This window comes from Pseudomonas sp. App30, from assembly GCF_047947025.1.
In the GTDB taxonomy this organism is placed as follows: Bacteria; Pseudomonadota; Gammaproteobacteria; order Pseudomonadales; family Pseudomonadaceae; genus Aquipseudomonas.
In genome coordinates, this window is record NZ_CP133165.1 from 6,354,040 (window position 1) to 6,377,349 (window position 23,310).

Below are 23,310 nucleotides of genomic sequence, written 5' to 3' on the forward strand. Positions count from 1 at the left end.
GGCCACTGGCGTACCATTTGATTTTTACCGCGAGGCGCACCCATGACCAGCCGCACCGTCGCTGCGAGCCACCCGGCCTACCGGGATGACATCGCCGACCTGATTACCCGCCGGCCATTGCCCGGCCCGGGCCTGGAACAGGTCGACCCGTTCCTGTTCCTCAACCACCACGGCCCGCAGGTGTACGCACCGAACAACAACGGCTTGCCGTTCGGCCCGCACCCGCACCGCGGTTTCGAGACCGTGACCTTTATCCTCACCGGCAACCTGGCGCACTACGACACCGGCGGCCACGAAAGCGTGATCGAGGCTGGCGGCGTGCAGTGGATGACCGCTGGCAGCGGCCTGATCCACGCCGAAGTGTCGCCACCCAGCTTCAAGCAGAGCGGCGGCCCGCTGGAGATCCTGCAGCTGTGGGTGAACCTGCCGTCGAAGTTGAAAATGACCGCGCCGCGCTACACCGGCGTGCAGGCCGATGGCATCCCGGCGCTGCCGGTGGCCGACGGCAAGGGCGTGCTCAACCTGATTGCCGGCCAGTTCCAGGGCACCCAGGGGCCGATCCCGTCGCTGACCGGCGTGTTCATGAGCACCCTGCGCCTGCAGGCGGGCGCCCAGGTGCAATTGCCAGCCCCGGCCACGCGCAGCGTGTTCCTGTACGTGGTCAGCGGCCAGGTGAACATCGGCGGCACGCCGGTGAAGCCGTGGCACCTGGTCAGCCTGAACGCCGACGGCGACACCCTGGCCATCGACGCCAGCAGCGACGCCGTGCTGGTGTTCGGCCACGCCGACCCGATCGACGAACCGGTGGTGGCCCACGGGCCGTTCGTGATGAACACCCGTGGCGAGATCGAGCAGGCCATCCGTGATTACCAGGCGGGCAAGTTCAATGGCGATGGCAAGCTGCTGGAGGTGGGGCAGTAACTGTCTTGAAATGGCGCCGTCTGCATCGCGACTAAAGTCGGCTCCTACAGCGTTCGTGGTAGGAGCCGGCCTTGGCCGCGAGGCAGGCCACGCGATCCAAGCGGTTACGCATTCGCGTAGCAGCAACTGTCTTGTGGGAGCTGGCTTGCCAGCGAGCTTTTATGGCCCCAACAGCTCGCTGGCAAGCCAGCTCCCACAGGATGGCACGGTGCGCCAGCCCCTGCGCAGCGTCTGGGACGCGGCCTGCGGCCGCTGCTACAAGGGAGTTGGCGTAGCAGCTGCCGCGAGGCTGCACTGGTCCCGGCGTGCACTGAAGATTTTCAGCGTGGGGAAGGGCCAGCGCAGCCTTCGGCAGCGGCTACAACAAACCCGCGTAGCAGCTGCCGAAGGCTGCGTCCGGCAACGGCGCGGTGTGCCTGGGGATGCGCGGTGTGTTCGGACGCGGCCTGCGGCGGATGGCCGCCCCGCCGCTGCTATAGGGCGCGCATCGACAGCTCCACGTCCTCGGCGAACGGCAGCGACAGGTAGCCGCTGGCCGTGGAGCGCACCTTTGCCAGGTACTCGGGGCTGTGGTCGGCGTTGTCGGCGACGATCAGCGCGCCGGGCTTCAAGCGGCTTTCCAGCAGTGCCAGGATCTCCGGGTACAGCGCCTTGGCGCCGTCCAGCAGCACCAGGTCGATCTGCGCAGGCAGGTCGCGGCTCAAGGTCTGCAGGGCATCGCCTTCGCGGATTTCCACCAGGTCCAGCAGCCCGCCGGCGCTCAGATTCTGCCGGGCGATGGCGACCTTGGACGCTTCGAACTCGCTGGTGATCAGCCGGCCGCCGCCGTTGTCCCGCAGGGCTGCGGCCAGGTGCAGGGTAGACAGCCCGAACGAGGTGCCGAACTCGACGATGGTCGTCGCCTGGCTGCTGCGCGCCAGCAGGTACAGCAGCTTGCCGGTGGCGCGTGACACGGGCAGGGCGAAGTCCTTGAGGCGGCTGTACAGCTCGCGGTAACCGGTCTTGCTTTGCATCAGCTGCGCCAGCTGCTTGGCTGGCAGCTGCGACATGTCCGGGTGGTAGGCTTCGGCCTCGTCGAACAGGCGCTCCAGCAGAGCGGCGAGGGGCGCGCAAGTCAGAGTATTCATCACATTCTCCAGGGTGAGTGTGCAGCGGTGTGGGTATGGGTCTAGAATGCGATCAATCCATCACATTTTCTATTCGCATTCCCGAACCCCCATGAGCGAACGCCCCGCACCCCCGATTTCACAGCGCAAACAGCCGCGCCAGGCCCGTTCCACCGAGCTGGTGGCGGTCATTCTCCAGGCCGCCACTCAGGTTTTGGCCAAGGAAGGTGCCCAGCGTTTCACCACCGCGCGGGTGGCGGAGAAGGCCGGCGTGAGCATCGGCTCGCTGTACCAGTACTTCCCCAACAAGGCCGCGATTTTGTTCCGCCTGCAAAGCGAGGAATGGCGCCAGACCAGCGACCTGCTCAGCGCCATACTCGCCGACGCCGCCACGCCGCCCTTGCAGCGCCTGCGGCAGTTGGTGCACGCGTTCATCCAGTCCGAATGCGAAGAAGCCGCCATGCGCGTGGCCCTGGACGACGCCGCCCCGCTGTACCGCGACGCACCCGAAGCCCAGGCGGCGAGGGCGGCGGGCGAGGGCGCGTTCCAGCGCTTCCTGCTGGAGGTGCTGCCCCAGGCCGACGACGCCGCGCGTAGGCTGGCCGGGGAGTTGCTGCTCGCGACCTTGAGCGGGGTGGGCAAACGGTTTTCCGAAACCCCGCGTACCTCGGCGCAGATCGAGGCGTATGCAAAGGCGATGGGGGATATGTTCTGTGCGTATTTGATGGGGTTGGGAGGCTCGGACCCTACGGGGTGAATGCAGGCGCCGACCCGTAGTCGTAGTGTCTGTTGCAACGAAAACTGACAATACCGGACTATTGCCCAAGCGGACTATCAGGTTACTGTCGGGCGCCTCGTTCAAGGAGCGTTGACCATGAAGTGCCCTATCTGTAGCCATACAGAGCTGGTCTCCGGCATCTTCGACCTACCCTATACCTATAAGGGCAAGACGACCTATATCGTCGCTGTCCATGCTGAGCGCTGCGCGCGGTGTGAAGAAATAATACTGGGGGCGCAGGAATCACAAAGAGTCAGCGAGTCGATGCTGGCGTTCCGAAAATTCGATACCCTTGTGGGAGCTGGCTTGCCAGCGAGCTTTTCGGGGCCCATAAGCTAGCTGGCAAGCCAGCTCCTGCCCCCGAATTTTCCTGCATTGCCTCAACGTGGCCAATCCAGCTTGGCCGCGTCTACAAACTATGCTCATAGGCATGTTCGTATCGGAGCCCCCGCATGACCGACGCTGCCGACACCCCCAGCCCCTCAAGCCTCATCGACGCCCGTATCCACGACCTCGCCGACTGGCGCGGCGCAACCCTGGCCCAAGTGCGGGCGTTGATCAAGGCGGCGGATCCGCAGGTGGAAGAAACCTGGAAATGGCGAGGCGTGCCGGTGTGGGAGCACGACGGCATTCTGTGCACCGGGGAGACGTACAAGCAGGCGGTGAAGCTGACGTTCGCCAAGGGCGCGGCGCTGGAGGATCCGGCGGGGTTGTTCAATGCCAGCCTGGACGGCAATGTGCGGCGGGCGATTGACCTGCGCGAGGGGGAGGCTGTGGATGAGGAGGCGTTCAGGGCGTTGATTCGCGCGGCGGTGGCCTTGAATCAGCAGAGCAGGCGCTCCAAACGCTCGTAGCCGCAGCCTGGCGGCAGCGGCTACGAGGGTTTTCGCTTACTTGATCAGCGGCACGCCGCTCAGCTTCTCCAGCTCTTCAAAGCTGATGTCCGCGACGATCTCGCGCACTTTCAGGCCGTCGCTGGTGACGTCCAGAATGGCCAGGTCGGTGTAGATGCGGCTCACGCAACCAATGCCGGTCAGCGGGTAGGTGCACTCGGGCACCAGCTTGCTTTCGCCGGTCTTGGTCAGGTGGTCCATCATCACGAACACTTCGCGTGCGCCGGTGGCCAGGTCCATGGCGCCGCCCACGGCCGGGATCGAACCCTCGGCGCCAGTGTGCCAGTTGGCCAGGTCGCCCTTGACCGACACCTGGAAGGCGCCCAGCACGGCGATGTCGATGTGGCCGCCGCGCATCATCGAGAACGAGTCGGCGTGGTGGAAGAAGGCGCCGCCAGTCAGCAGGGTCACGTGCTGCTTGCCGGCGTTGATCAGGTCGTCGTCCTCTTCGCCTTCGGCCGGGCTTGGGCCCATGCCCAGCACGCCGTTCTCGCTGTGCAGGAACACTTCCTTGTCGCCCAGGTAGTTGGCCACCAGGGTCGGCACGCCGATGCCCAGGTTGACGTAGGCGCCTTCTTTGATGTCTTCGGCCACGCGTTGGGCCATTTCGTTACGCGAGAGTTTTTTCAGGGTCATGGCGGGCCTCAAACGGCTTTGGCGGTCGAAGAAACAGGGTAGGTCGGCACGGCGACCACGCGCTGGACGAAGATGCCCGGCGTGATGATGTGCTCAGGGTCCAGTTCACCCAGTTCGACGATTTCATTGACCTGCGCGATGGCGGTCTTGGCGGCCATGGCCATGATCGGGCCGAAGTTGCGCGCGGCCTTGCGGTACACCAGGTTGCCCCAGCGGTCGCCCTTGTAGGCTTTGATCAGCGCGATGTCGGCGTGCAGCGGCATTTCCAGCACGTAGTTGCGGCCGTCGATGACGCGGGTTTCCTTGCCCTCGGCCAGCAGGGTGCCGTAGCCGGTTGGCGAGAAGAATGCACCGATGCCTGAGCCTGCGGCGCGGATGCGCTCGGCCAGGTTACCCTGGGGTACCACTTCCAGCTCGACCTTGCCGGCGCGGTACAGCTCGTCGAACACATAAGAGTCGGACTGGCGCGGGAACGAACAGATCACCTTGCGCACGCAGCCGGCTTTCAGCAGCGCGGCCAGGCCAACCTCGCCGTTGCCGGCGTTGTTGCTGATGATGGTCAGGTCGCGGGCACCGGTGGCGATCACGCCATCGACCAGCTCCGAAGGCATGCCGGCGGTGCCGAAGCCACCCACCATGATGACCGAACCGTCGGCAATCCCTTCCACCGCGGCAGCGACGGACTCAAACGTTTTATTGATCAAAGCGAGCTCCTGGTTTTTCCTGGAGTGTGAATGAGTCAAGGCACGGGCCACGGGCAATGGCCACGTCTTCTTGTTATCAATTTAGCCGAAGCGCTGTCGGCAGCGACGCCAGGCGCCCAATGGGCGGCGCTTGGCGTCATGGCTATAGCGTGCCGCAAAACGGGGGTGGGGGGAGAGTGCCTGAAGCTAAATTGGTGCGATTATCGGACTGTTGTGCGATATAAGGCCGCTTTTTACCGCCTTCAGCTCATTGACGGCGCCTGGCGCCGCGCCCATTGCTTGAGCCACGCCTCCAGCGCCGCGGGCGCCAGGGGCGGCGAGAACAGGTAGCCCTGGCCCACCGGGTAGCCTTGTTCCTGCAGCCGCGCGCGCTGCGAGTGGGTTTCGATGCCCTCGGCCACCAGGGTCAGGTGCAGGCTCTGGCCCACCCCCAGGATGGCCTGGCTGAGGGCGCGGGCGGCCTCGCTATGGTCCAGGTCAGCGACGAAACTGCGGTCCAGTTTCAGCTCGTGGAAGGGCAGCCGGCGCAGGTAGCTGAGGCTGGAATAACCGGTGCCGAAGTCGTCCATGGACAGGCGGATGCCGCGTGCCTGGATGCGCTGGATGGTGTCCAGGGTGCTGGGGTTGCTGTCCAGCAGGATGCTCTCGGTCAGTTCGATGATCAGGTCCTTGGGCGCCAGGTGGTGGCGGTGCAGCAGGGTGTCCACCAGCGTCGCCAGGTCGAGGCGGTGGAAGCTCACCGAGGACAGGTTGACCGCCACCGACGGCACGTCCACACCCTGGGCACGCCAGGCCGCCAGTTGCCGGCAGGCCTCGTCCAGGGCCCAGCGGCCCAGCTCGTCGATCAGCCCGCTTTCCTCGGCCAGCGGGATGAAGCGGCCTGGCGGGATGTCGCCCAGCTGCGGGTGGCGCCAGCGCGCCAGGGCCTCGACGCCGTACAGGCGGCCGCTGGCCAGTTCGACCTGGGGTTGGTAGTGCAGGTGCAACTGGCGGTGGGCGATGGCCTGGCGCAGCGCCGACTCCAGCGCCAGGTGCTCGCGGGCGACGCTGTTCATCTCGTGGCTGAAGAAACGGAAGGCGCCGCGGCCGCTGTTCTTGGCCTGGTGCATGGCGATGTCGGCGCGGTGCAGCAGGCTTTCCATGGTGGCGCCGTCCAGCGGGTACAGGGCGATGCCGACGCTGGCGGTAATGCTCAGGCTGGTCTGGGCGATGGTCATGGGTTGGCTGAGCAGCGCCTGCAGGCGCTCCACCGTCAGGGCGGCGTGCTCGGCATCGCCGTCGGTGAGCAGCACCACGAATTCATCGGCCGACAGCCGCGCGGCAATGTCGGCCTCGGTCAGCTCGTGGCGCAGGCGCGCGGCCACCTGGCGCAGCAGCTCGTCGCCAGCCGGGTGGCCCAGGGAGTCGTTGACCTGGGTGAAACGGTCGAGGTTGATGAACAGCACCGCCACCGGGTGCGCCTTGCCGGCACCGCTGGCGATGATGGCATCGGCGCGGGTCTGCAGGAAGGTGCGGTTGGGCAGGCCGGTCAGGCCGTCGTAGAACGCCAGCTGGCGGATGCGATGGCGCGACGCGTCACGCTCCAGCGCCAGGGCGCAGAGGTTGGCGCAGGCGTCCACCAGGCGCTGGTGGAAGGCCTCGGCGTGGGCGTTGCGCGGCGCATGGAAATAGAAAGCGAAGGTGCCGATGGGCTGGCCTTCGCTGTTGCGAATGGGCGTAGACCAACTGCCGATGATGCCCAGGGGCAGGGCCAGGTAGAGGAAGTCGGCCCACAGCGGGTCTTCGGCGATGTTGTCGATGCGCACCGCTTCGTTGCGCCAGGCCGCGGTGCCGCACGAGCCCACCTTGGGGCCGATGCTCAGGCCGTTGAGCTGGCGGCAGTATTCGGGGTCCAGGCTGGGCGCGGCCAGGGAGTGCAGCTGGCCCTGGTCGTCCACCGCCAGGATCGACGCGGTGACCTCGGGGGCAATGCGTTCCACTTCAAGGCAGATCAGCTCCAGCACCTCGGTCAGCGGCTGCTCGCGGGCCACTGCTTCCAGCACCTGGTGCTGCAGGGCGCGGTGGATCTTGCTCTCGGTGATGTCGGTGAAAAGGGTGACGGTGTGCTGCAGGCGGCCGTTGTCATCCACGATCGGGCTGCTGGTCATGCGCGCCCAGTAGCGTTGGCCCTGCTTGCCGGTGACGATGGCCTCGCGGTGGCCGCCGTCCTCGGCGCTGGAGTCCTCGCGCGGCGCCAGCAGCTGGGCGGGGTCGCAGCCCCAGACCTCGTGGTCGCTCCAGCCGAACATCTGCCGGAAGCCGCTGTTGGTGTAGGTGATCAGCCCCTGGCGGTCGGTGATCACCGCGGCGGTGTCGCTGACCTCGGCGGCGATCGACAGCAGCTTCAGGCGCTCCTGCTGGGCGTGTTCCTGCTCCAGCCGCGCGGTGATGTCGGTGGCGATCTTGAGGATCTGCGCCACCTGTCCGTTTTCATCCAGCACCGGCAGGTAGGTTGCCTCCAGCCAGCAGCTGCTGCCATCACGGCGCAGGCGCTCGGCGACGCCCGAGCGCGAGCCGCCGTCGCGCAGGCTCTGCCAGAACGCTGCATATTCGGCGCTGTTCACCAACGTTGGCGGGCAGAACGCGCTGTGATGGCGGCCGCGCAGGTCCACCCCGCCATAGCCCAGCAGGGCCTGGTAGTTGGCGTTGGCGTCGAGCAAGGTGCCCTCGGGGCTGAACCAGGCCATGGCCATGACCCGGTGCAGGGCGGCCAGTTGGACGGCGTTGGCGGTGACGCTTGCGGTATCGGGTGTCATGTGCACGGCCTGCTTGCGGCAAACGGAAGGCTGCCGGCATCCGTGCCGCTCATGAGTGCTGAGTATAGCGCCGGGTTTATGCCGTGGCTGCAGGACGGCGGCGTGCAATACTGCCGTTTCATTTTGTCAGGGAATACACTCCATGAGCCGCAGCGCCTTCGAACTGTCCAACCCACCGGGCCTCTACGACCCCGCCCCGAACGCCTATTCCCACGTGGCCAGCGTGCCCACCCAGGCGCGCATGATCTTCCTGGCCGGGCAGGGCGGCGAGGACCGCGACGGGGTGCTGCCCGCCGACTTCGCCGCGCAGGCGCGCCAGGCCCTGGCCAACGTGCAGGTGGCGCTGCAATCCCAGGGCGCGACGCTGGCCGACGTGTTCAAGCTGACCCTGCTGATCGTCGACCACGACGATGCCCGGCTGCGCGCCTGGGTGGCCGCGGCGGACGAGGCCTGGGGCACGGCCATGAAGCCTGCCTGCACGCTGATCCCGGTGCCGCGCCTGGCGCTGGAAGGCATGCTGATCGAGGTGGAGGCCATGGCTGCGTTGGCTTGATGACAATTGCCCATGGCAATGCGCGGCGCTTTTGTAAACAATAGCGCCCTGCAAAACCGCGCGGCCCGTTCGGGCCCGCGCCATGGTCATTTTTACCGGGAACTCCATGCCTTCGATTTTCGCCTGCCACGCGCCATGCTCTCCTGCCCGGGAGCTTCAGCCATGAACGATTTCACCGTCGAGCTGTTGCCCACCCAGGTGGACCAGGCGCAGCTGATCCGCAACCTGTACCAGTTCTACGCCTACGAGTCTTCCGACTGGGAGCAGGAGGACGTCGACGACGACGGCCGCTACTACATCCACGACGAACACCTGATGCGCTACTGGCACGAGCAGGACTGGAGCGCCAACCTGCTGCTGGTCAACGGCTGCGTGGCCGGTTTCCTGCTGGTGGAGCGCAGCGAGCTGCCGGGCATCGACGCCCTGGAGCTGGCCGACCTGTTCATCCTCAAGCGCTACCGCCGCAAGGGCATTGGCAAGGCGTTGGTCACCCAGGTGCTGATGGGCGGCCACGAGAACTGGCTGGTGCGCTACTACCGCCAGGATGATGCGGCCATGGCGTTCTGGGACTCGGTGCTGGAAGAACTGCCGCGCCCGGCGCGCGCCATCGAGCTGGATGACGAGCCGGATCTGGCGAATTTCCTGGTCACCCGGGTGATGCACTGACGCGGCCTTTGGCCGCTGCTACAGATGCAGCGCGCGATCTGTAGCAGCAACTGTCTTGAAACGGCGTCGTCTGCATCGCGACTAAAGTCGGCTCCTACCCCGTTCGTGGTAGGAGCCGGCCTTGGCCGCGATGCAGGCGACGCGATTTAAGCGGAGGCTGCGTCCTGGCCCCCACGACTACAAAGACGGCATGGGGTGCCGCAAAGCCTCGACCAACAAGGCGAACGCCGGCGAAGCCTGGCGCCGGCTGGGGTAATACAGGTGAAAGCCGGCAAACGCCGGGCTCCAGTCCTCCAGTACGCGCACCAGTTCACCGCGCTGGAAATAAGGCGCGCACAGGTCTTCCGGCACGTAGCTGAGCCCCAGCCCGTCCACTGCCGCCGCCAGCAACTGGTAGACGCCGTTGTGGATGACCTGCCCGGTGACTTTCACGTTCAGGCTTTCGCCGCCCTTGGCGAACTCCCAGGCGTATAACCCGCCGTGGGTGGCCAGGCGCAGGTTGTTGCACGGGTGGGCGGTGAGGTCGCGGGGCGTCAGCGGCTTGGGGTAGCGGGCGAAATGCTCGGGCGTGCCCACCACCGCCATGCGCATGTCGGCGCTGATGCGCGTGGCGATCATGCCTTCGGCCACCTGCTCGCCCAGGCGCACGCCGGCGTCGAAACCCTGGGCGGCGATGTCCACCAGGCCGTTGTCGCAGCACACCTCGACCTTGATGTCCGGGTACTGCTGCAGGAAAGTCCTGAGCCTGGGCCGCAGCACCGTATCCAGGGAGTAATCCGAGGCGTTGATGCGCAGGTTGCCGGCGGGCCGGTCGCGCAGGTCGCTGAGGGCGGCCAGCTGGATCTCGATTTCCTCGAAATGCGGGCCTACGGTCTGCAACAGCCGTTGCCCGGCCTCGGTGGGCGACACGCTGCGAGTGGTGCGAATCAGCAGGCGCAGGCCCAGGCGCGCTTCCAGGCCGCGGATGGTATGGCTCAGCGCCGATTGCGACACGCCGATCTTGGCTGCCGCCTTGGTGAAGCTTCGCTCGCGGGCCACCGCGAGAAAGGCGAGCAGGTCGTTGGCGTTCTCGCGCAGCATTGAGGCGATTCCTTCAGGGGGCGGCCCCCCATTCTAGCAGGGGCCGCGTGGCATCAACCGCCTACGCGCTTCTGCAAATGGGCCGGGTAGCGGTCACCCACCACGGTGATACCGTCCAGCGCCACCTGGATGGCTGCCAGGTCGTCGGCGCCCAGCACCACGCTGGCGGCACCGGTGTTTTCCTCCAGGCGATGCAGCTTGGTGGTACCCGGAATCGGCACAATCCACGGCGCCTGGGCCAGCAGCCAGGCCAGGGCGATCTGCGCGCGGGTGGCCTGCTTGCGCTCGGCGATCTGCCCCAGCACCTTTACCAGCGCGGCGTTGGCCTTGCGGTTGTCTTCGCTGAAGCGGGGCACCTGGTTGCGGAAGTCGCTGGCGTCGAAGGTGGTGGTCTCGGTAATGGCGCCCGTCAGGAAGCCCTTGCCCAGCGGGCTGAACGGCACCAGGCCGATGCCCAGTTCAGCCAACGTCGGCAGCACCTCGCGCTCGGGCTCGCGCCACCACATCGAATACTCGCTTTGCAGCGCCGCCACCGGCTGCACCGCGTGGGCACGCCGGATCGAGCCGACCCCGGCCTCCGAGAGGCCGAAGTGCTTGACCTTGCCCTCGGCGATCAGGTCCTTGACCGCGCCGGCCACGTCTTCCATGGGCACGTTGGGGTCGACCCGGTGCTGGTAGAACAGGTCGATGCGGTCGGTCTTCAGGCGCTTGAGCGAGGCTTCGGCCACTGCACGGATGCGCTCGGGGCGGCTGTTGAGCGGCTGTTTGGAGTCGCCGTTCTCAAAGCCGAACTTGGTGGCGATGATGACCTGGTCGCGGAACGGTGCGAGGGCTTCGCCCAGCAGTTCCTCGTTGGTGAACGGGCCGTAGCATTCGGCGGTGTCGAAAAAGGTCACGCCGCGTTCAAAGGCGGCGCGCAGCAATTGCACGCCGGTGGCGCGGTCGACGGCGGGGCCGTAGCCGAAGCTCAGGCCCATGCAGCCCATACCCAGGGCCGAGACCTGCAGGCCGGTGCTGCCGAGTTGGCGGGTTTGCATGGTGGGTGCCTCCTTGTGGGTGAGCAGCCCATGCTACAAGCCGCGGCGGCGCGGATTAAGGCGCCCCTGCAGGATTAACTTATGAGCCTGGCTCATGAATGTAGCAGCGGCCGTCAGGCCGCGTCAGGGCCGGACGCGGCCTGGCGGCCACTGCTACGGGCGGTGGGGGATCACGTGGGCGTGGAAGCCGGTCTGGCCGGGCGCCACGTCATCGCGCAGCGTCAACTGCGGAATCTGGTAATCCCCGCCGTTCTGCGCCCGGAACGCGATCGGCGTCTCGCTGAACAACGTATCCAGCCGCTGCCCCAGGGCATGGGCCAGCGTGGCATAGCGGTCCTCGTCCACGCGGCTGGTGCGGTGCACCAGGAACGGCGGCAGCACGTCGAAGCCGGGGTAGTGCAGCATCCCGTGGTGGATGGGGAACAGCAGGTCGGCCATTGGCCCGTTGATACCGCGCTCGCTGTAATGGGACTCCCAGCCACCGCTGGTCACCACCAGCATGGCGCGTTTGCCCTGCATCGAACCCTCGCCGTAGCGGTTGCCCCAGCGGGTGTCGGAATGTTCGCCCACGCCGTAGGCAAAACCGTAGGCGTACACCCGGTCGAACCAGCCTTTCATGATCGCCGGCATCGAGAACCACCACAGTGGGAACTGGAAGATCACCGCATCGGCCCACAACAGCTTCGCCTGTTCGGCGGCGATGTCGGCACTTTGCTGGCCGTTGGCGAAGGCGTGGCGGGACTCTTTCGAGGCGTCGAAGTGCAGCGGGTCCAGGCGCTGCTGGGTGTCGTCGGCGTCCAGCGTGGTCTTCCAGTGCATGGCGTACAGGTCCGAGACCTGCACCTGGTGGCCGGCCTGCTGCAGGTGGGCGACGCTGAAATCCTTCAGCGCGCCGTTGAGGGATTTGGCTTCGGGGTGGGCGTAGACAATCAGAATGTTCATGGTCAGGTCCGGGCGGGTGGGGTTGGGGCTATCCTCGCGCCGGCTGGGGTATAGTGGAAATGAATAACTGATATTGCAGGTATTGGCATGGTTAATTTGCGGCAGTTGGACCTGAACCTGCTGGTGACCCTGGACGTGCTGCTCAGCGAGCAGAACGTGACCCGCGCGGCGCAGCGCCTGAACTACTCGCAGCCCTCCATCAGCGTGCACCTGGCCAAGCTGCGCGAGGTGTTCGATGACCCGCTGTTGCTGCCAGGCCCGCGTGGCATGCGCCCTACGGCGCGGGCCCAGGCCCTGCGTGAGCCGCTGCGCCAGGCGCTGGCGGGGCTGGAACAGGCAGTGGCACCCGTGGCGCCGTTTGACCCGGCCCAGGCGCGGGACACCTGGCGCCTGGCAGCCTCGGACAAAAGCACCGCGACTATCCTGCTGCCGGCCCTGAGCAGCCTGCGCGCCGCCGCCCCGCATACGCGGGTGGCGGTGCTGCAGCTGGTGCCGGCGCGGCTGGCGCGGCAGGCCGAGGAGGGCGAGGTGGACCTGGCGTTCCACACCCGTGACGATTCGCCGGAAAGCCTGCGCAGCCGCGTGCTGTTCGAGGAGCGCTACGTGCTGGTGGGCCGCAAGGACCACCCGCGGCTCAAGCGCAAGCCCACCCTGGCGCAGTTCTGCAAGCTTGAGCAGGTGATCGTCTCGCCCGATGGCGGCGGCTTCAGCGGCGCCACCGACAACGCCCTGGCGGCGCTGGGCCTGAGCCGCCGGGTGGTGCTGTCGGTGCCGCATTTCCTCCTGGTGCCCCATGCCCTGGCCAACAGCGACCTGGTGGCGCTGCTGCCCGAGCGCCTGGTGCGCGGCGATCCCGAACTGCGCGTGCTGGAACCACCACTGGCGGTGGCAAGCTTCCAGATGACCATGCTCTGGCCCGAGCGCTGCCACCGTGACCCGGCGCACCGCTGGCTGCGCGAGCATATCGCCCAGGCCTGCACCAACCCCCTGTAGCAGCTGCCGCCAGGCAGCGTCCGGGGCCACCACAACAGGCCTGTCGAGAATTTCATGGTGTGGCAACTTGACGCAGGGGTGTCAAAATTGCGCTAATCGGTGCTTTGACGTGTATACAAAAAGCCTTCTCCAGCGGTGTCACGGGCGTGCAGCCTGCCGGCGATACCCTGGCCGGAGTGCTTTTGCCTGATGACGGAAATCACCCATGAAAAATGTGCCGAACCAGTCTCGCCCCCTGTACATCGCCTACGCCGGCCCTTCGCTGCTGGAAATGCCGCTGCTGAACAAGGGCAGCGCCTTCACCCCGCAAGAACGCATCGACTTCAACCTGATCGGCCTGCTGCCGCAGAACGTCGAGACCATCGAAGAGCAGGTGGACCGCGTCTACCGCCAGTACGAACAGTGCGCCAGCGACCTGGACAAGCATATCTACCTGCGCTCCATCCAGGACAACAACGAGACGCTGTTCTTCCGCCTGCTGGAGTCGCATCTGGACAAGATGCTGCCGATTATCTACACCCCCACCGTCGGCCAGGCCTGCCAGGAATTCTCCAAGATCTACCGCACCCACCGCGGCCTGTTCATCTCCTACCCCGACCGTGACCGCATCGACGACATCCTGCGCAGCGCCACCAAGGACTCGGTGAAAATCATCGTGGTCACCGACAGCGAGCGCATCCTCGGCCTGGGCGACCAGGGCATCGGCGGCATGGGCATTCCCATCGGCAAGCTGTCGCTGTACACCGCCTGCGGCGGCATCAGCCCGGCCTACACCCTGCCGATCGTGCTGGACGTGGGCACCAACAACCAGGAACTGCTGGACGACCCCATGTACATGGGCTGGCGCCACCCGCGCATCACCGGCCAGGACTACGCCGAATTCGTCGACCTGTTCATCCAGGCGGTGAAGCGCCGCTGGCCGGGCGTGCTGTTGCAGTTCGAGGACTTCGCGCAAACCAACGCCATGCCGCTGCTGGAGAAGTACCGCGACGAGCTGTGCTGCTTCAACGATGACATCCAGGGCACCGCCTCGGTGGCCGTGGGCACCCTGCTGGCGGCCTGCAAGGTCAAGGGCCAGAAGCTGGGCGAGCAGGTGGTGGCCTTCGTCGGCGCCGGTTCCGCGGGTTGTGGTATTGCCGAGCACATCGTCGCGGCCATGCAGATCGAAGGCCTGTCGGAAAGCGAGGCGCGCCAGCGCATCTTCATGGTCGACCGCTTCGGCCTGCTGACCGACGACATGACCGGCCTGCACGACTTCCAGATGCGCCTGGCGCACAAGGCCAGCGCCCTGCAGGGCTGGCAGCGCGACGACAACGGCCTGCCGTTGCTGGAAGTGGTGAAACAGGCCAAGCCAACCATTCTCATCGGCGTCTCGGGCCAGCGCGGGCTGTTCACCGAGGCCGTGGTGCGCGAGGTCTACGCCCACTGCAAGCAGCCGCTGATCATGCCGCTGTCCAACCCCACCTCGCGCGTCGAGGCCACCCCGGCCGAAGTGCTGGAGTGGACCGAAGGCAACGCCCTGGTCGCCACCGGCAGCCCGTTTGCACCGGTGGAAATCAACGGCCGCAGCCTGCCGATCGCGCAGTGCAACAACGCCTACATCTTCCCCGGCATCGGCCTGGGCGTGGTGGCTGCCAAGGCCACGCGCATCACCGACGCCATGCTGATGGCCGCCTCCAACGCCCTGGCCGAGTGCTCGCCGGTGGTTACCGGCAGCGGCGACGCGGTGCTGCCGCCGCTGAAAGACATCCAGGCGGTGAGCAAGAAAATCGCCGTGGCCGTGGCCAAGCAGGCCCAGGCCGATGGCGTGGCCCTGGAAACGCCCGAGGAGCTGCTGCTGGCGGCCATCGAGCGCAACTTCTGGTTCCCGCGCTATCGCTTTTACCGGCGCTCGGCGGTATAAGTTGCAGCTATCCAGCTGAGTGAAAACGGGCCTGGTCAGGCCCGTTTTTTTTCGCCTGTCTTTCGTCCGATGGCCAGGCCGAAAGCCCGGTCATCGCCTATTACTCAGTGACACCCAACGCACAGGACCCGCTGCGTGAGCGAGCGCCCGCACTCCCGATTCTCGCTGTTCTGGCTGCTGCCCCTGGCCGCGGCCATTACCGCCGTGCTGGTGCTGACCGGGCACTTCATCGGCCAGGGCCCGCGCATCACCGTCAGCTTTCGCACCGCCGAGGGCCTGGAAGCCAACCACACGCTGGTGATGTTCAAGCACGTGCCCATCGGCAAAGTGGTGGCCATCGATATCGACAAGAACCGTGACCGCGTGGACGTCAGCATCGAACTGCAGGCCTCGGCCAAGGCCTTCGCCGACAAGGGCACGCGTTTCTGGGTGGTGCGCCCGCGCATCGGCTTCAACGAGATTTCCGGCCTCAAGACCCTGCTCAGCGGCAGCTTCATCGGCGCCGACGCCGGCCGCGACGGTGAGCAGGCCGATCATTTTCGTGGCCTGGAACACCCGCCCGCCACCAGCTTCGGCGAGGCCGGCACGCGCTTTGTGCTGCACGCCGACGACCTGGGCTCGCTGAACGTCGGCTCGCCGGTGTACTACCGTCGCGTGCAGGTGGGCCGGGTGATTGGCCGTGGCTTGAGCAGCGAAGGCAAGGGCGTCGACGTGACGGTGTTCATCAGCGCGCCCAACGACCGCTTCGTCACCCAGAACAGCCGGTTCTGGAACGCCAGCGGCGTCGACATCAACGTCGGCGTGGGCGGCCGCGAAGTGAACATCGAGTCCCTGGCCGCGGTGCTCAACGGCGCCGTGGCGTTCCAGAACCCGCCGTACCCGGATAACCCGCCCGTGGCCCTGGCCAACAGCCGCTTCACCCTGTTCGACGAACGCGACGACGCCCTGGCCCGGCCCCTGGGCTATGCCCGCTACATGGTGATGCACTTCGACGACTCGGTGCGCGGCCTGGCGGTGGGCGCGCCGGTGGAGTTCTTCGGCGTCAGCATTGGCCAGGTCACTTCGGTACGCCTGGACTACGACGAGGCGCGGCAACGGCCGGTGACCCACGTGGGCGCGGTGATCTACCCCAACCGGCTGGGCGCGGTGCACGAAAAACTGCACAAGGACCTGGGCCGCGACGACGAAAGCACCACGGCCATGCTGGTGGGGCGCTTTATCGAGCACGGCATGCGGGGGCAGGCGCGCACCGGCAATTTGCTGACCGGGCAGAAATACATCCTGCTGGGTTTCGTGGCGGGCGCTGCGCCGGTGAAGTTCGACTATGCGGCGCGGCCGCTGGAGGTGCCGACGGTGTCGGGCAGCCTGTCGGTGATGGAAGACCAGCTCAAGCAGATCATGGCCATGGCCGGGCGCCTGCCCACCCGGCAGCTGTCGGAAAACTTCACCCGCAGCCTGCAGCAGCTGCCGCTGGTGGTGCAGCAGGTGAACCAGCAGGTGGTGCCGCAACTGCGCGATACGCTGTTGGAAGCGAACCAAACCTTCAAGGGCGTGGTCGATAGCGTCGCCGAGGGTGCGCCCCAACGCGAGCAGTTCGACGAGACGGCGCTGCAGATCAAGCAGGCTTCGCGCTCGGTGCAGGCGCTGCTGGACCTGTGGAACCGCTACCCCGAACTGTTCCTGCGCGGGCGCGCCGCCGACGACCCGGCGGCAGCCACGGCGCTGCCGCGAAACTGACCGAAAATTTACCCTTTGCAGACGTTGCCTGCGTGTTTTTAACCGATACTCAAAGGCGTGAGAGCGAGCGCTGCTCGACTAGCCATGGAGATACACATGAAAAAGATCATTGCGGCAGGTTGTGCCTGCCTGATGCTGCTGACGCCGCTGGCGAGCTTCGCCCAGCCCGGCCCGGACAACGGCGGCCCTGATCGCGGCCACGGCGGTGGGCAGCAGCAGGGGCGCCCACCACAGGGTGGCGGTGGCGGCCCGCAACACGGCGGCGGCCAGCAGCAGCGGCCACCACAACACGGTGGTCCACAACAACAGCATCGTCCGGGCTGGCAGGGCGGTGGCGGCCAGGCCTACCGTCCGCAACCGGGCATGCCGCGGCCGCACAGCGAATGGCACCGCGGCGGCTTCGCGCCGCAGCAATACCGTGGCGACCGCTACTGGGTCACCGACTGGCATGCGCGCCACCTGCGCCAACCGCCGCGTGACCACCGCTGGCTGTACGTGAACGGCGACTACGTGCTGGTGGCCATCGCCACGGGCGCCATCGTGCAGATCCTCAGCGGTTATTGAGCCCGTAAGATTCGCGTAGCCGCTGCCGCCAGGCTGCGCTGGCCCTTGTGTTCACTGGAGATCTTCAGCGTGGTACAGGGCCAGCGCAGCCTTCGGCAGCGGCTACGGTAATTCCTTGGGCACCCGCTGGGTCGGCTTGTAGGACGTTTCCGAAATGTCAGGCCATCGCCTGAAAACGCTTGTTATGGTGCCTGGGCAAACCTACCCTCTGCCGGCCGTTGCACAAACAACGGCTCGGTTTTGACAGACCGAAAAAAGCTGAATATGTGCTAGCTCTCATGGTGGATCATCAGGCATCGTTACGCCTGTCATTCGCCTTCATGGCGGCTGTACGCGGGGCACCTTCGGGTGCGCCGGGTTCTTTAGCTCCTGGTCTGTCAACCCTCGTACTGCCGCCACCCTTACTGTTTGACAGCGGTAAGGAGGTGGTTCAACCAGCTAAGGAGATTGACTGTCATGGATACACCGGTACCTGATTCCCAAACCGTGGGCGCTCGCCCTCCAGACCACGTCACGGCAGAGCTGCCGTTCGGTGCTTGCGGTCCTTACGAGCAACGGTTGTTCACCATCGCCCCTGGCGTTCGCATCGAGGATGCCCTGAACCAGGCGTCGCTGTTGCTCAAGGGGGCGTACGAAACGACCTATGAGCTTGCGGAAAATGACCTGGGGCATTCCGGGCTGATCTGGTCTGCTCTGCATCTGGTCGAGGCAGCCAAGGCGTTGGTTGACGCGGTTGTCGCAGGCGCTCCGCATAACTGATGTAGCCGCTGCCGCGAGGCTGCGGCTACGGTAATTTCGCGTAGCAGCAACTGTCCTGAAACCGCGTTGCCTGCATCGCGACTAAAGTCGGCTCCTACCCCGTTCGTGGTAGGAGCCGGCCTTGGCCGCGATGCAGGCAACGCGATTTAAGCGGTGTGCGCATTCGCGTAGCAGCTGCCGCAGGCGGCGTCTTACTGGCGAACCTGCCACACAGGCACACCCTGCTCATCAATGGCCCAATGCGCCGCACCAGGCGCTGTGCAAACGCCGCCCACCCAACGCTCATGGCTGGCCAGGTCCGGCCAGTAGGCCAGCCCAGCCAGCACTTGTTCGCCCAATGCCGTCAACCGTACCGGCCGCTGCGCCCACGGCAACTGTGGTTCCTGCCCGATCAACAGCGGGTTGGCGCCCTCGATCAACGGCCGCATCATGGCGTAGAACATCAGGTCCCCCAGGTACGGTAGCGGCTCGTGCCGCAGCATCAGCACACCGAATACCTTGCCCAGCGGCAACGAGCCTGCCTCGGCGGTGACCTGCAGCGCCAGGCGCTCGGTCAGCGACAGCCCGTCGCGCACGCCGGGCAACTCCTGCAACTGGCGCCGCAACGCACGGCCCAGTAAGGGCAGGGCGGGGTGGTCTGTCTTGGCCAGGGCCGCCAGCGGCACCGGGGAAGCATCGCAATAGGCCTGCCACGCCTGCCGCGCCAGCTGCAGCATGGCGGCGTCCACCGGCCGCCGTTGTGGCCACAGCCACGCCAGCACGTCCGGCGCCAGTTGGCCAATGCCGATGAAGCGCTCGACCCCGGGCACCTGGCTGACCTCGATCAGCTCAAGCCTATCAGGCACCAGCGCCAGCCCGGCCAGCGCACGAATCAGGAACAGCTGGTCATAGGCGTCCGCCTCGCACCACAACACGCCCGGCTGGCCGTTGCCCAGCTCGGCCAGGTCGCGGTATTCATCGTCGAAGCGGCGGCTGACTTCGCCCAGCGCCAGGCCGAACGCCTGGCTGACGAAGCGGCTGCGCTGGCGCTTGTAGGCCGCCGCCGGCAACTGCTGCACCGGCCCCATGCACAGCGGGTCGGCGAGCATGCGAAAGCGCCCCTTGAACCCGGCCAGTTGCAGGCTGTGGGCGATGTCGTTGCCGCAGCGCCAATGGGTGGTGCGCGGCTCGTCGCTGGCGGCAAAATCGGGATGGCGGGCGGCGAAGTCGATGGCGTCGACGTGGGCCACCAGCTTGGGCCAGCTGCTGAAACCCAGCTCCTTGGCGATCTGCCATTGGGCGTCGGCCAGGGTCTGGTCGAAGGGCGGGTGCTGCCGGAGCTGCTTGAGGCGTTCCTTGGCGCGCTTGCGCTGCTGCTCAAGGTTGATACGGCCATCGGTAGGGGATGACGGGACTGGGGCGGGCATACGATCTCCTTGTGCAACCAAGGTCCGCTTCATGGTTGGGAGTCGTAATGACAGGCAGGCGATTCGTGTCCTGGGCGCAGCCCTTCCCGCGGATGGCGGCGTGGATGACGCCGTGGTGGCCACTATAGGCAGCCAGGCCGCGGCTGGCAACGCTTATGCTTCCCCGGCATAACCGGGCACCATCGATTATTGGACGGCCAGCGTGCCGCCGGGGAATGCTGCTGGCTTTTGCACGGCACAGGGAACCCCCGCCCATGAGCACCACGCGACAACTCAAGCTGGGCGCCTTCATGCGCCCCGTCAGCATCCACACCGGCGCCTGGCGCTACCCAGGCGCCTGGCGTGACGCCAACTTCAACTTCCAGCACCTCAAGCGCCTGGCCCAGACCCTGGAGCGCGGCAAGTTCGACGCCTTCTTCATGGCCGACCACCTGGCGCTGCTGAACATGCCGCTGGACGCCCTCAAGCGCAGCCACACGGCCACCTCGTTCGAGCCGTTCACGCTGCTTGCGGCCCTGAGCCAGGCCACCGAGCACCTGGGGCTGGTGGCCACGGCGTCCACCAGCTTCGACGAGCCGTTTCACATCGCCCGGCGCTTCGCCTCCCTGGACCACCTGAGCAACGGCCGCGCCGGCTGGAACATCGTCACCACCTCCAACCCCGACGCGGCGAAAAACTTCGGCCTGGAGCAGCACCTCGATCACGACCAGCGCTACGCCCGTGCCCGCGAGTTCTACGACGTGGTCACCGGCCTGTGGGACAGTTGGGCCGACGATGCCTTCATTCGCGATGCCGACAGCGGCGAGTTTTTCGACCCGGCCAAGCTGCACACCCTCAATCATCATGGCGAGCATTTGCACGTGCGTGGGCCGCTGCACATCGCCCGGCCCGTGCAGGGTTGGCCGGTGATCGTGCAAGCGGGCTCATCGGAGCCAGGCCGGCAGCTGGCGGCAGAAACCGCCGAGGTGATCTTTGCCGCGCCCAGCAACCTGGAAGACGGCCGCGCCTTCTACGCCGACGTCAAGGCGCGGCTGGCGCCGTTGGGCCGCGAACGCGACCACTTGAAAATTCTCCCGGCGGCCTTCGTGGTGGTGGGCGACAGCCGGCAGCAGGCAAAAGCCATTCGCGCCCGGCTCGACAGCCTGGTGCACTACGAAAGCGCCATCGCCTCGCTGTCCATCGCCCTGGGCACGGACGCCTCGCGCTTCGACCCCGACGGCTACCTGCCGCCGGTGCCGCAGACCAACGACAGCCAGAGCAGCCGCGAACGGGTGCTGGCCCTGGCCGACCGCGAGCAGCTCACCGTGCGCCAGCTGGCCCAGCGCCTGGGTGGTTACGCGGGCCTGGCGTTCGTCGGCACCGCGCAGACCATCGCCGACCAGATGCAGGAATGGCTGGAGCGCGAGGGCAGCGACGGCTTCAACGTGATGTTCCCGTGGTTACCCGGCGGGCTCGATGATTTCGTCGACAAAGTGGTGCCGGAGTTGCAGGGGAGGGGGATTTTCCGGCGCGAGTACGAGGGCACCACGTTGCGTGAAAACCTCGGCTTGCCGCGCCCGGCGAACCGCTTTTTCCCTGGTTAGTGAGCATCTGCGCCGGCCCTTGTTGCGGCGGCTGCAGGCCGACCATGGCCTGGCCTACATTTTCATCAGCCACGACCTGGCGGTGGTGCGCGCGTTGGCGCACCAGGTGATGGTGCTGCAGGCGGGCAGGGTGGTGGAGTACAGCAGCACCGAGCGGCTGTTCACCCAGCCGCGCCAGGCCTACACCCGCGAACTGCTGGGCGCCGCCGCGCCTTGACCGAACCGCGTCGGGGCCGGACGCAGCCTTCGGCAGCTGCTACGGGGGTACGCACCTCCCCCGTAGCAGCGGCCGCCAGGCCGCGTCCACGGGCACCGCGGTGTTGCAGTGGAACCGCGTTGGGGCCGGACGCAGCCTTCGGCAGCTGCTACGGGGGTACGCACCTTCCCCGTAGCAGCGGCCGCCAGGCCGCGTCCACAGGCGCCGCGGTGTTGCAGTGGAACCGCGTTGGGGGGAGGGCAGGGCGGTGCAGGTATCAGGCGTCCTTGAGCACCGAACGCAATATCGCATCCAGGTCCAGCCAGGGGTATTGGTCCTGCTCGGTGCGCGCCGCGCAGGCCTTGGCGTGGGTGAATGGCGTGTACGCCTTGCTCGCCAGCTGCGATTGCCCGCACAGCGGGCACTGCAGGTGGTCGCCCAGCAACCGCCAGGCGCGGTCCCAGTTCTGCAGCTTGAGGGGTCTGTCTGGCACGGCATCATGCCCCGTCGACTTAAACGCTGAGCATGCGCCTATCTGGAAGGGAAATGCCGGCCATTGGTCGGGATCAGCAAGTTTTCAGATCGCCGTTTCCTGTAAAAAATGCCACTGCACGCCAGCCTCGCCGACGCTCAGCACCACCACGGACCAGCGCGCGGTTTCCACGCCCTGCAACCGATGCACCTCGCGGTAGCGCAGGGTCACACCGTTGCCGGCCTGCCACACGGCCTGCACGTCGCTGACCTCGATCTGCAACCCCGGCCTGGCGCCGGCCGCGCCTTGGAACATGCGTTCGACCTGCTGGCGGTTCACCTCGACGCCCTGGGTGGTGACCATGCGAAAGTCGTCGGCGAAGGCGGGCATCAGCTCGGCGATTGCCGTCTGGGCGGGGCCATGGGCTGCGCTGAAAGCGGTGTGAATCAGTTCGTGTATGTGATGCACGCTGTGGCAGGCGCGCTCAAGCTTGGTGGTGGGCATGGCATTCCTTTTGAACAGGCAATGAAGTGAGCTGCAGCAGTGGCATAAGCCCCAGCAAGGCGGCGATCCGAATACAGCCTGCCGCAGCAACCGGTCAGTGTAGTGTTTCCCAACACCGATCCGTTACCTGCCAAGACTCGGGCGTTCATTGATTTCCTGACGACGCAGTTGAGCCAGTGACGCGGCCTGGTAGCCGCTGCCGCCAGGCTGCGCTGGCCCCTGAGTGCGCTGAAGATCTCCAGCGTGGAAAAAGGCCAGCACAGCGTTCGGCAGCGGCTATAGATACTGCCGTGGCAATCTTGGCGAGGACAGTTGCTATTGCAGCGCCTTGGCGATAGCGTCGTTGAACGCTGGCAGGTCCTTGGGCGTGCGCGAGGTAATCAGCGTCCAGCCGTTGGCGCCGCATTGTTTCACCTCTTCATCCACCCAGCCCGCCGCCTTGGCATTGACTAAGTCGGTGCGCACGCTGGCGTAGGAAGTCAGGGTCTTGCCTTCGATGACCCCAGCGTCAATCAGGGCCCAGGGGCCGTGACAGATGGCCGCCACGACCTTGCCGGCGTCAACGAATTCGTTGATCAGACGCTGGGCGTCCTTATCCTGGCGCAGGGTGTCGGCGTTCACTGTGCCGCCGGGAATCACCAGAGCATGGAAGTCCGCGCCTCTCACATCCCCCAACCTGGCGTCCGACTCCACCGTGCGGTCCTTCTCGGTGTCCTGCTGGAACGTTTGCGTGGTGCCGCCCTTGATCGAGGCGTGCACCAGTTCGGCGCCAAAGCCGCGCAGTGCTTCCAGTGGCTTGACCAGCTCGTCGCGCTCGATGCCGGTGTTGCTGGTGATGACCAAAATTTTCTTGCCTTGGAGTTGCGTGCTCATGGGAAAGCCCTCAGGTGGAAAATGCGGGAACAAGCGTTGGGGTACAAGGGCAATGCTCCGGTTCCATTTTTCTCGTTGCCCGTGCCACCCGTCCGCTTGGCCAGTGAAAGACTTGAACGCAAGTACCTCGGCCCCTGACTGACTCCTTGTGAGCGGACACTTTTCCGCAAGGCGTCGAGGGTCATCAAGAACCCCTGCGCTGCGTTGTC

General features: G+C 66.2%; 23 protein-coding genes and 1 pseudogene. 13 read left to right on the forward strand and 11 right to left on the reverse strand.

Going from position 1 to position 23,310, the window contains the following annotated elements:
• Positions 1-42 precede the first annotated feature (42 nt).
• A complete protein-coding gene (locus RAM80_RS29320) occupies positions 43-921 on the forward strand; it encodes a pirin family protein (RefSeq protein ID WP_416423866.1) in 879 nt (292 codons plus the stop codon).
• A 473-nt stretch (positions 922-1,394) separates the two neighbouring features.
• On the opposite strand, the gene RAM80_RS29325 is transcribed toward RAM80_RS29320, so the two are convergent.
• Positions 1,395-2,048 (reverse strand): O-methyltransferase, encoded by a 654-nt coding sequence (locus RAM80_RS29325; protein WP_416423867.1) that lies wholly within the window; start codon positions 2,046-2,048, stop codon positions 1,395-1,397.
• Between the two features lie 91 nt (positions 2,049-2,139).
• Between RAM80_RS29325 and RAM80_RS29330 the strand changes: the two genes are divergently transcribed.
• The 3 genes from RAM80_RS29330 (at position 2,140) to RAM80_RS29340 (ending at position 3,659) form a co-directional block, all read left to right on the forward strand.
• Positions 2,140-2,784: a TetR family transcriptional regulator gene (locus tag RAM80_RS29330; protein WP_416423868.1), complete on the forward strand. Its 645-nt coding sequence runs from the start codon at positions 2,140-2,142 to the stop codon at positions 2,782-2,784.
• A 117-nt stretch (positions 2,785-2,901) separates the two neighbouring features.
• Positions 2,902-3,144 (forward strand): type II toxin-antitoxin system MqsA family antitoxin, encoded by a 243-nt coding sequence (locus tag RAM80_RS29335; RefSeq protein ID WP_416423869.1) that lies wholly within the window; start codon positions 2,902-2,904, stop codon positions 3,142-3,144.
• A gap of 113 nt (positions 3,145-3,257) precedes the next feature.
• A complete protein-coding gene (locus RAM80_RS29340; protein ID WP_416423870.1) occupies positions 3,258-3,659 on the forward strand; it encodes a DUF1801 domain-containing protein in 402 nt (133 codons plus the stop codon).
• Between the two features lie 36 nt (positions 3,660-3,695).
• Here the strand turns inward: RAM80_RS29340 and RAM80_RS29345 are convergent, their stop codons facing one another.
• The 3 genes from RAM80_RS29345 to RAM80_RS29355 all read right to left on the reverse strand — a co-directional run bounded on the left by RAM80_RS29345 (position 3,696) and on the right by RAM80_RS29355 (position 7,833).
• Entirely contained in the window at positions 3,696-4,334 is a 639-nt protein-coding gene (locus RAM80_RS29345) for a 3-oxoacid CoA-transferase subunit B (protein WP_416423871.1), read from the reverse strand.
• 8 nt (positions 4,335-4,342) lie between these two features.
• Positions 4,343-5,038, reverse strand: a complete 696-nt coding sequence (locus tag RAM80_RS29350; RefSeq protein WP_416423872.1) for a 3-oxoacid CoA-transferase subunit A — start codon at positions 5,036-5,038, stop codon at positions 4,343-4,345.
• A 242-nt stretch (positions 5,039-5,280) separates the two neighbouring features.
• Complete coding sequence (locus RAM80_RS29355) at positions 5,281-7,833, reverse strand: EAL and GGDEF domain-containing protein (RefSeq protein ID WP_416423873.1); 2,553 nt, start codon at positions 7,831-7,833, stop codon at positions 5,281-5,283.
• A 142-nt stretch (positions 7,834-7,975) separates the two neighbouring features.
• On the opposite strand from RAM80_RS29355, the gene RAM80_RS29360 reads away from it, so the two are divergent.
• Together RAM80_RS29360 and RAM80_RS29365 are read left to right on the forward strand one after the other, a co-directional pair.
• Positions 7,976-8,386, forward strand: a complete 411-nt coding sequence (locus RAM80_RS29360; protein ID WP_416423874.1) for a RidA family protein — start codon at positions 7,976-7,978, stop codon at positions 8,384-8,386.
• A 162-nt stretch (positions 8,387-8,548) separates the two neighbouring features.
• On the forward strand, positions 8,549-9,052 hold the full coding sequence (locus RAM80_RS29365; protein WP_416423875.1) for a GNAT family N-acetyltransferase: 504 nt from the start codon (positions 8,549-8,551) through the stop codon (positions 9,050-9,052).
• 177 nt (positions 9,053-9,229) lie between these two features.
• Here the strand turns inward: RAM80_RS29365 and RAM80_RS29370 are convergent, their stop codons facing one another.
• The 3 genes from RAM80_RS29370 to RAM80_RS29380 form a co-directional block, all read right to left on the reverse strand.
• Positions 9,230-10,132, reverse strand: a complete 903-nt coding sequence (locus RAM80_RS29370; protein ID WP_416423876.1) for a LysR family transcriptional regulator — start codon at positions 10,130-10,132, stop codon at positions 9,230-9,232.
• Between the two features lie 53 nt (positions 10,133-10,185).
• Positions 10,186-11,169, reverse strand: a complete 984-nt coding sequence (locus RAM80_RS29375) for an aldo/keto reductase (protein ID WP_416423877.1) — start codon at positions 11,167-11,169, stop codon at positions 10,186-10,188.
• Positions 11,170-11,322: 153 nt separating this feature from the next.
• Positions 11,323-12,111 carry an NAD(P)H-dependent oxidoreductase gene (locus RAM80_RS29380; RefSeq protein ID WP_416423878.1) on the reverse strand — a complete coding sequence of 263 codons (789 nt, stop codon included), beginning with the start codon at positions 12,109-12,111 and terminating at the stop codon, positions 11,323-11,325.
• An 87-nt stretch (positions 12,112-12,198) separates the two neighbouring features.
• Here RAM80_RS29380 and RAM80_RS29385 point away from each other — a divergent pair, with 87 nt between their 5' ends.
• From RAM80_RS29385 to RAM80_RS29405, 5 genes are all read left to right on the forward strand, one after another.
• On the forward strand, positions 12,199-13,104 hold the full coding sequence (locus RAM80_RS29385; protein WP_416423879.1) for a LysR family transcriptional regulator: 906 nt from the start codon (positions 12,199-12,201) through the stop codon (positions 13,102-13,104).
• A 205-nt stretch (positions 13,105-13,309) separates the two neighbouring features.
• The gene (locus RAM80_RS29390) at positions 13,310-15,007 is read left to right on the forward strand and encodes an NAD-dependent malic enzyme (RefSeq protein WP_416423880.1); all 1,698 of its coding nucleotides are present in this window, start codon (positions 13,310-13,312) and stop codon (positions 15,005-15,007) included.
• 135 nt (positions 15,008-15,142) lie between these two features.
• A complete protein-coding gene (locus tag RAM80_RS29395; RefSeq protein ID WP_416423881.1) occupies positions 15,143-16,744 on the forward strand; it encodes an intermembrane transport protein PqiB in 1,602 nt (533 codons plus the stop codon).
• 96 nt (positions 16,745-16,840) lie between these two features.
• Positions 16,841-17,308, forward strand: coding sequence for an RcnB family protein (locus RAM80_RS29400; protein WP_416423882.1), 468 nt, complete (start codon positions 16,841-16,843; stop codon positions 17,306-17,308).
• Positions 17,309-17,764: 456 nt separating this feature from the next.
• Positions 17,765-18,067 carry a DUF3077 domain-containing protein gene (locus RAM80_RS29405; protein WP_416423883.1) on the forward strand — a complete coding sequence of 101 codons (303 nt, stop codon included), beginning with the start codon at positions 17,765-17,767 and terminating at the stop codon, positions 18,065-18,067.
• Positions 18,068-18,258: 191 nt separating this feature from the next.
• Here the strand turns inward: RAM80_RS29405 and RAM80_RS29410 are convergent, their stop codons facing one another.
• Complete coding sequence (locus RAM80_RS29410; RefSeq protein ID WP_416423884.1) at positions 18,259-19,473, reverse strand: DUF1835 domain-containing protein; 1,215 nt, start codon at positions 19,471-19,473, stop codon at positions 18,259-18,261.
• A 254-nt stretch (positions 19,474-19,727) separates the two neighbouring features.
• Here RAM80_RS29410 and RAM80_RS29415 point away from each other — a divergent pair, with 254 nt between their 5' ends.
• Both RAM80_RS29415 and RAM80_RS29420 read left to right on the forward strand, forming a co-directional pair.
• Positions 19,728-21,056, forward strand: coding sequence for an LLM class flavin-dependent oxidoreductase (locus tag RAM80_RS29415; protein WP_416423885.1), 1,329 nt, complete (start codon positions 19,728-19,730; stop codon positions 21,054-21,056).
• Between the two features lie 19 nt (positions 21,057-21,075).
• Positions 21,076-21,273 (forward strand): annotated as a pseudogene (locus RAM80_RS29420) (microcin ABC transporter ATP-binding protein); the annotation flags it as partial.
• Between the two features lie 256 nt (positions 21,274-21,529).
• Here the strand turns inward: RAM80_RS29420 and RAM80_RS29425 are convergent.
• The 3 genes from RAM80_RS29425 to RAM80_RS29435 all read right to left on the reverse strand — a co-directional run bounded on the left by RAM80_RS29425 (position 21,530) and on the right by RAM80_RS29435 (position 23,101).
• A complete protein-coding gene (locus RAM80_RS29425; protein WP_416423886.1) occupies positions 21,530-21,745 on the reverse strand; it encodes a hypothetical protein in 216 nt (71 codons plus the stop codon).
• Positions 21,746-21,829: 84 nt separating this feature from the next.
• On the reverse strand, positions 21,830-22,228 hold the full coding sequence (locus tag RAM80_RS29430; RefSeq protein ID WP_416423887.1) for a DUF4440 domain-containing protein: 399 nt from the start codon (positions 22,226-22,228) through the stop codon (positions 21,830-21,832).
• 315 nt (positions 22,229-22,543) lie between these two features.
• Positions 22,544-23,101: a type 1 glutamine amidotransferase domain-containing protein gene (locus RAM80_RS29435; RefSeq protein WP_416423888.1), complete on the reverse strand. Its 558-nt coding sequence runs from the start codon at positions 23,099-23,101 to the stop codon at positions 22,544-22,546.
• Positions 23,102-23,310 lie beyond the last annotated feature (209 nt).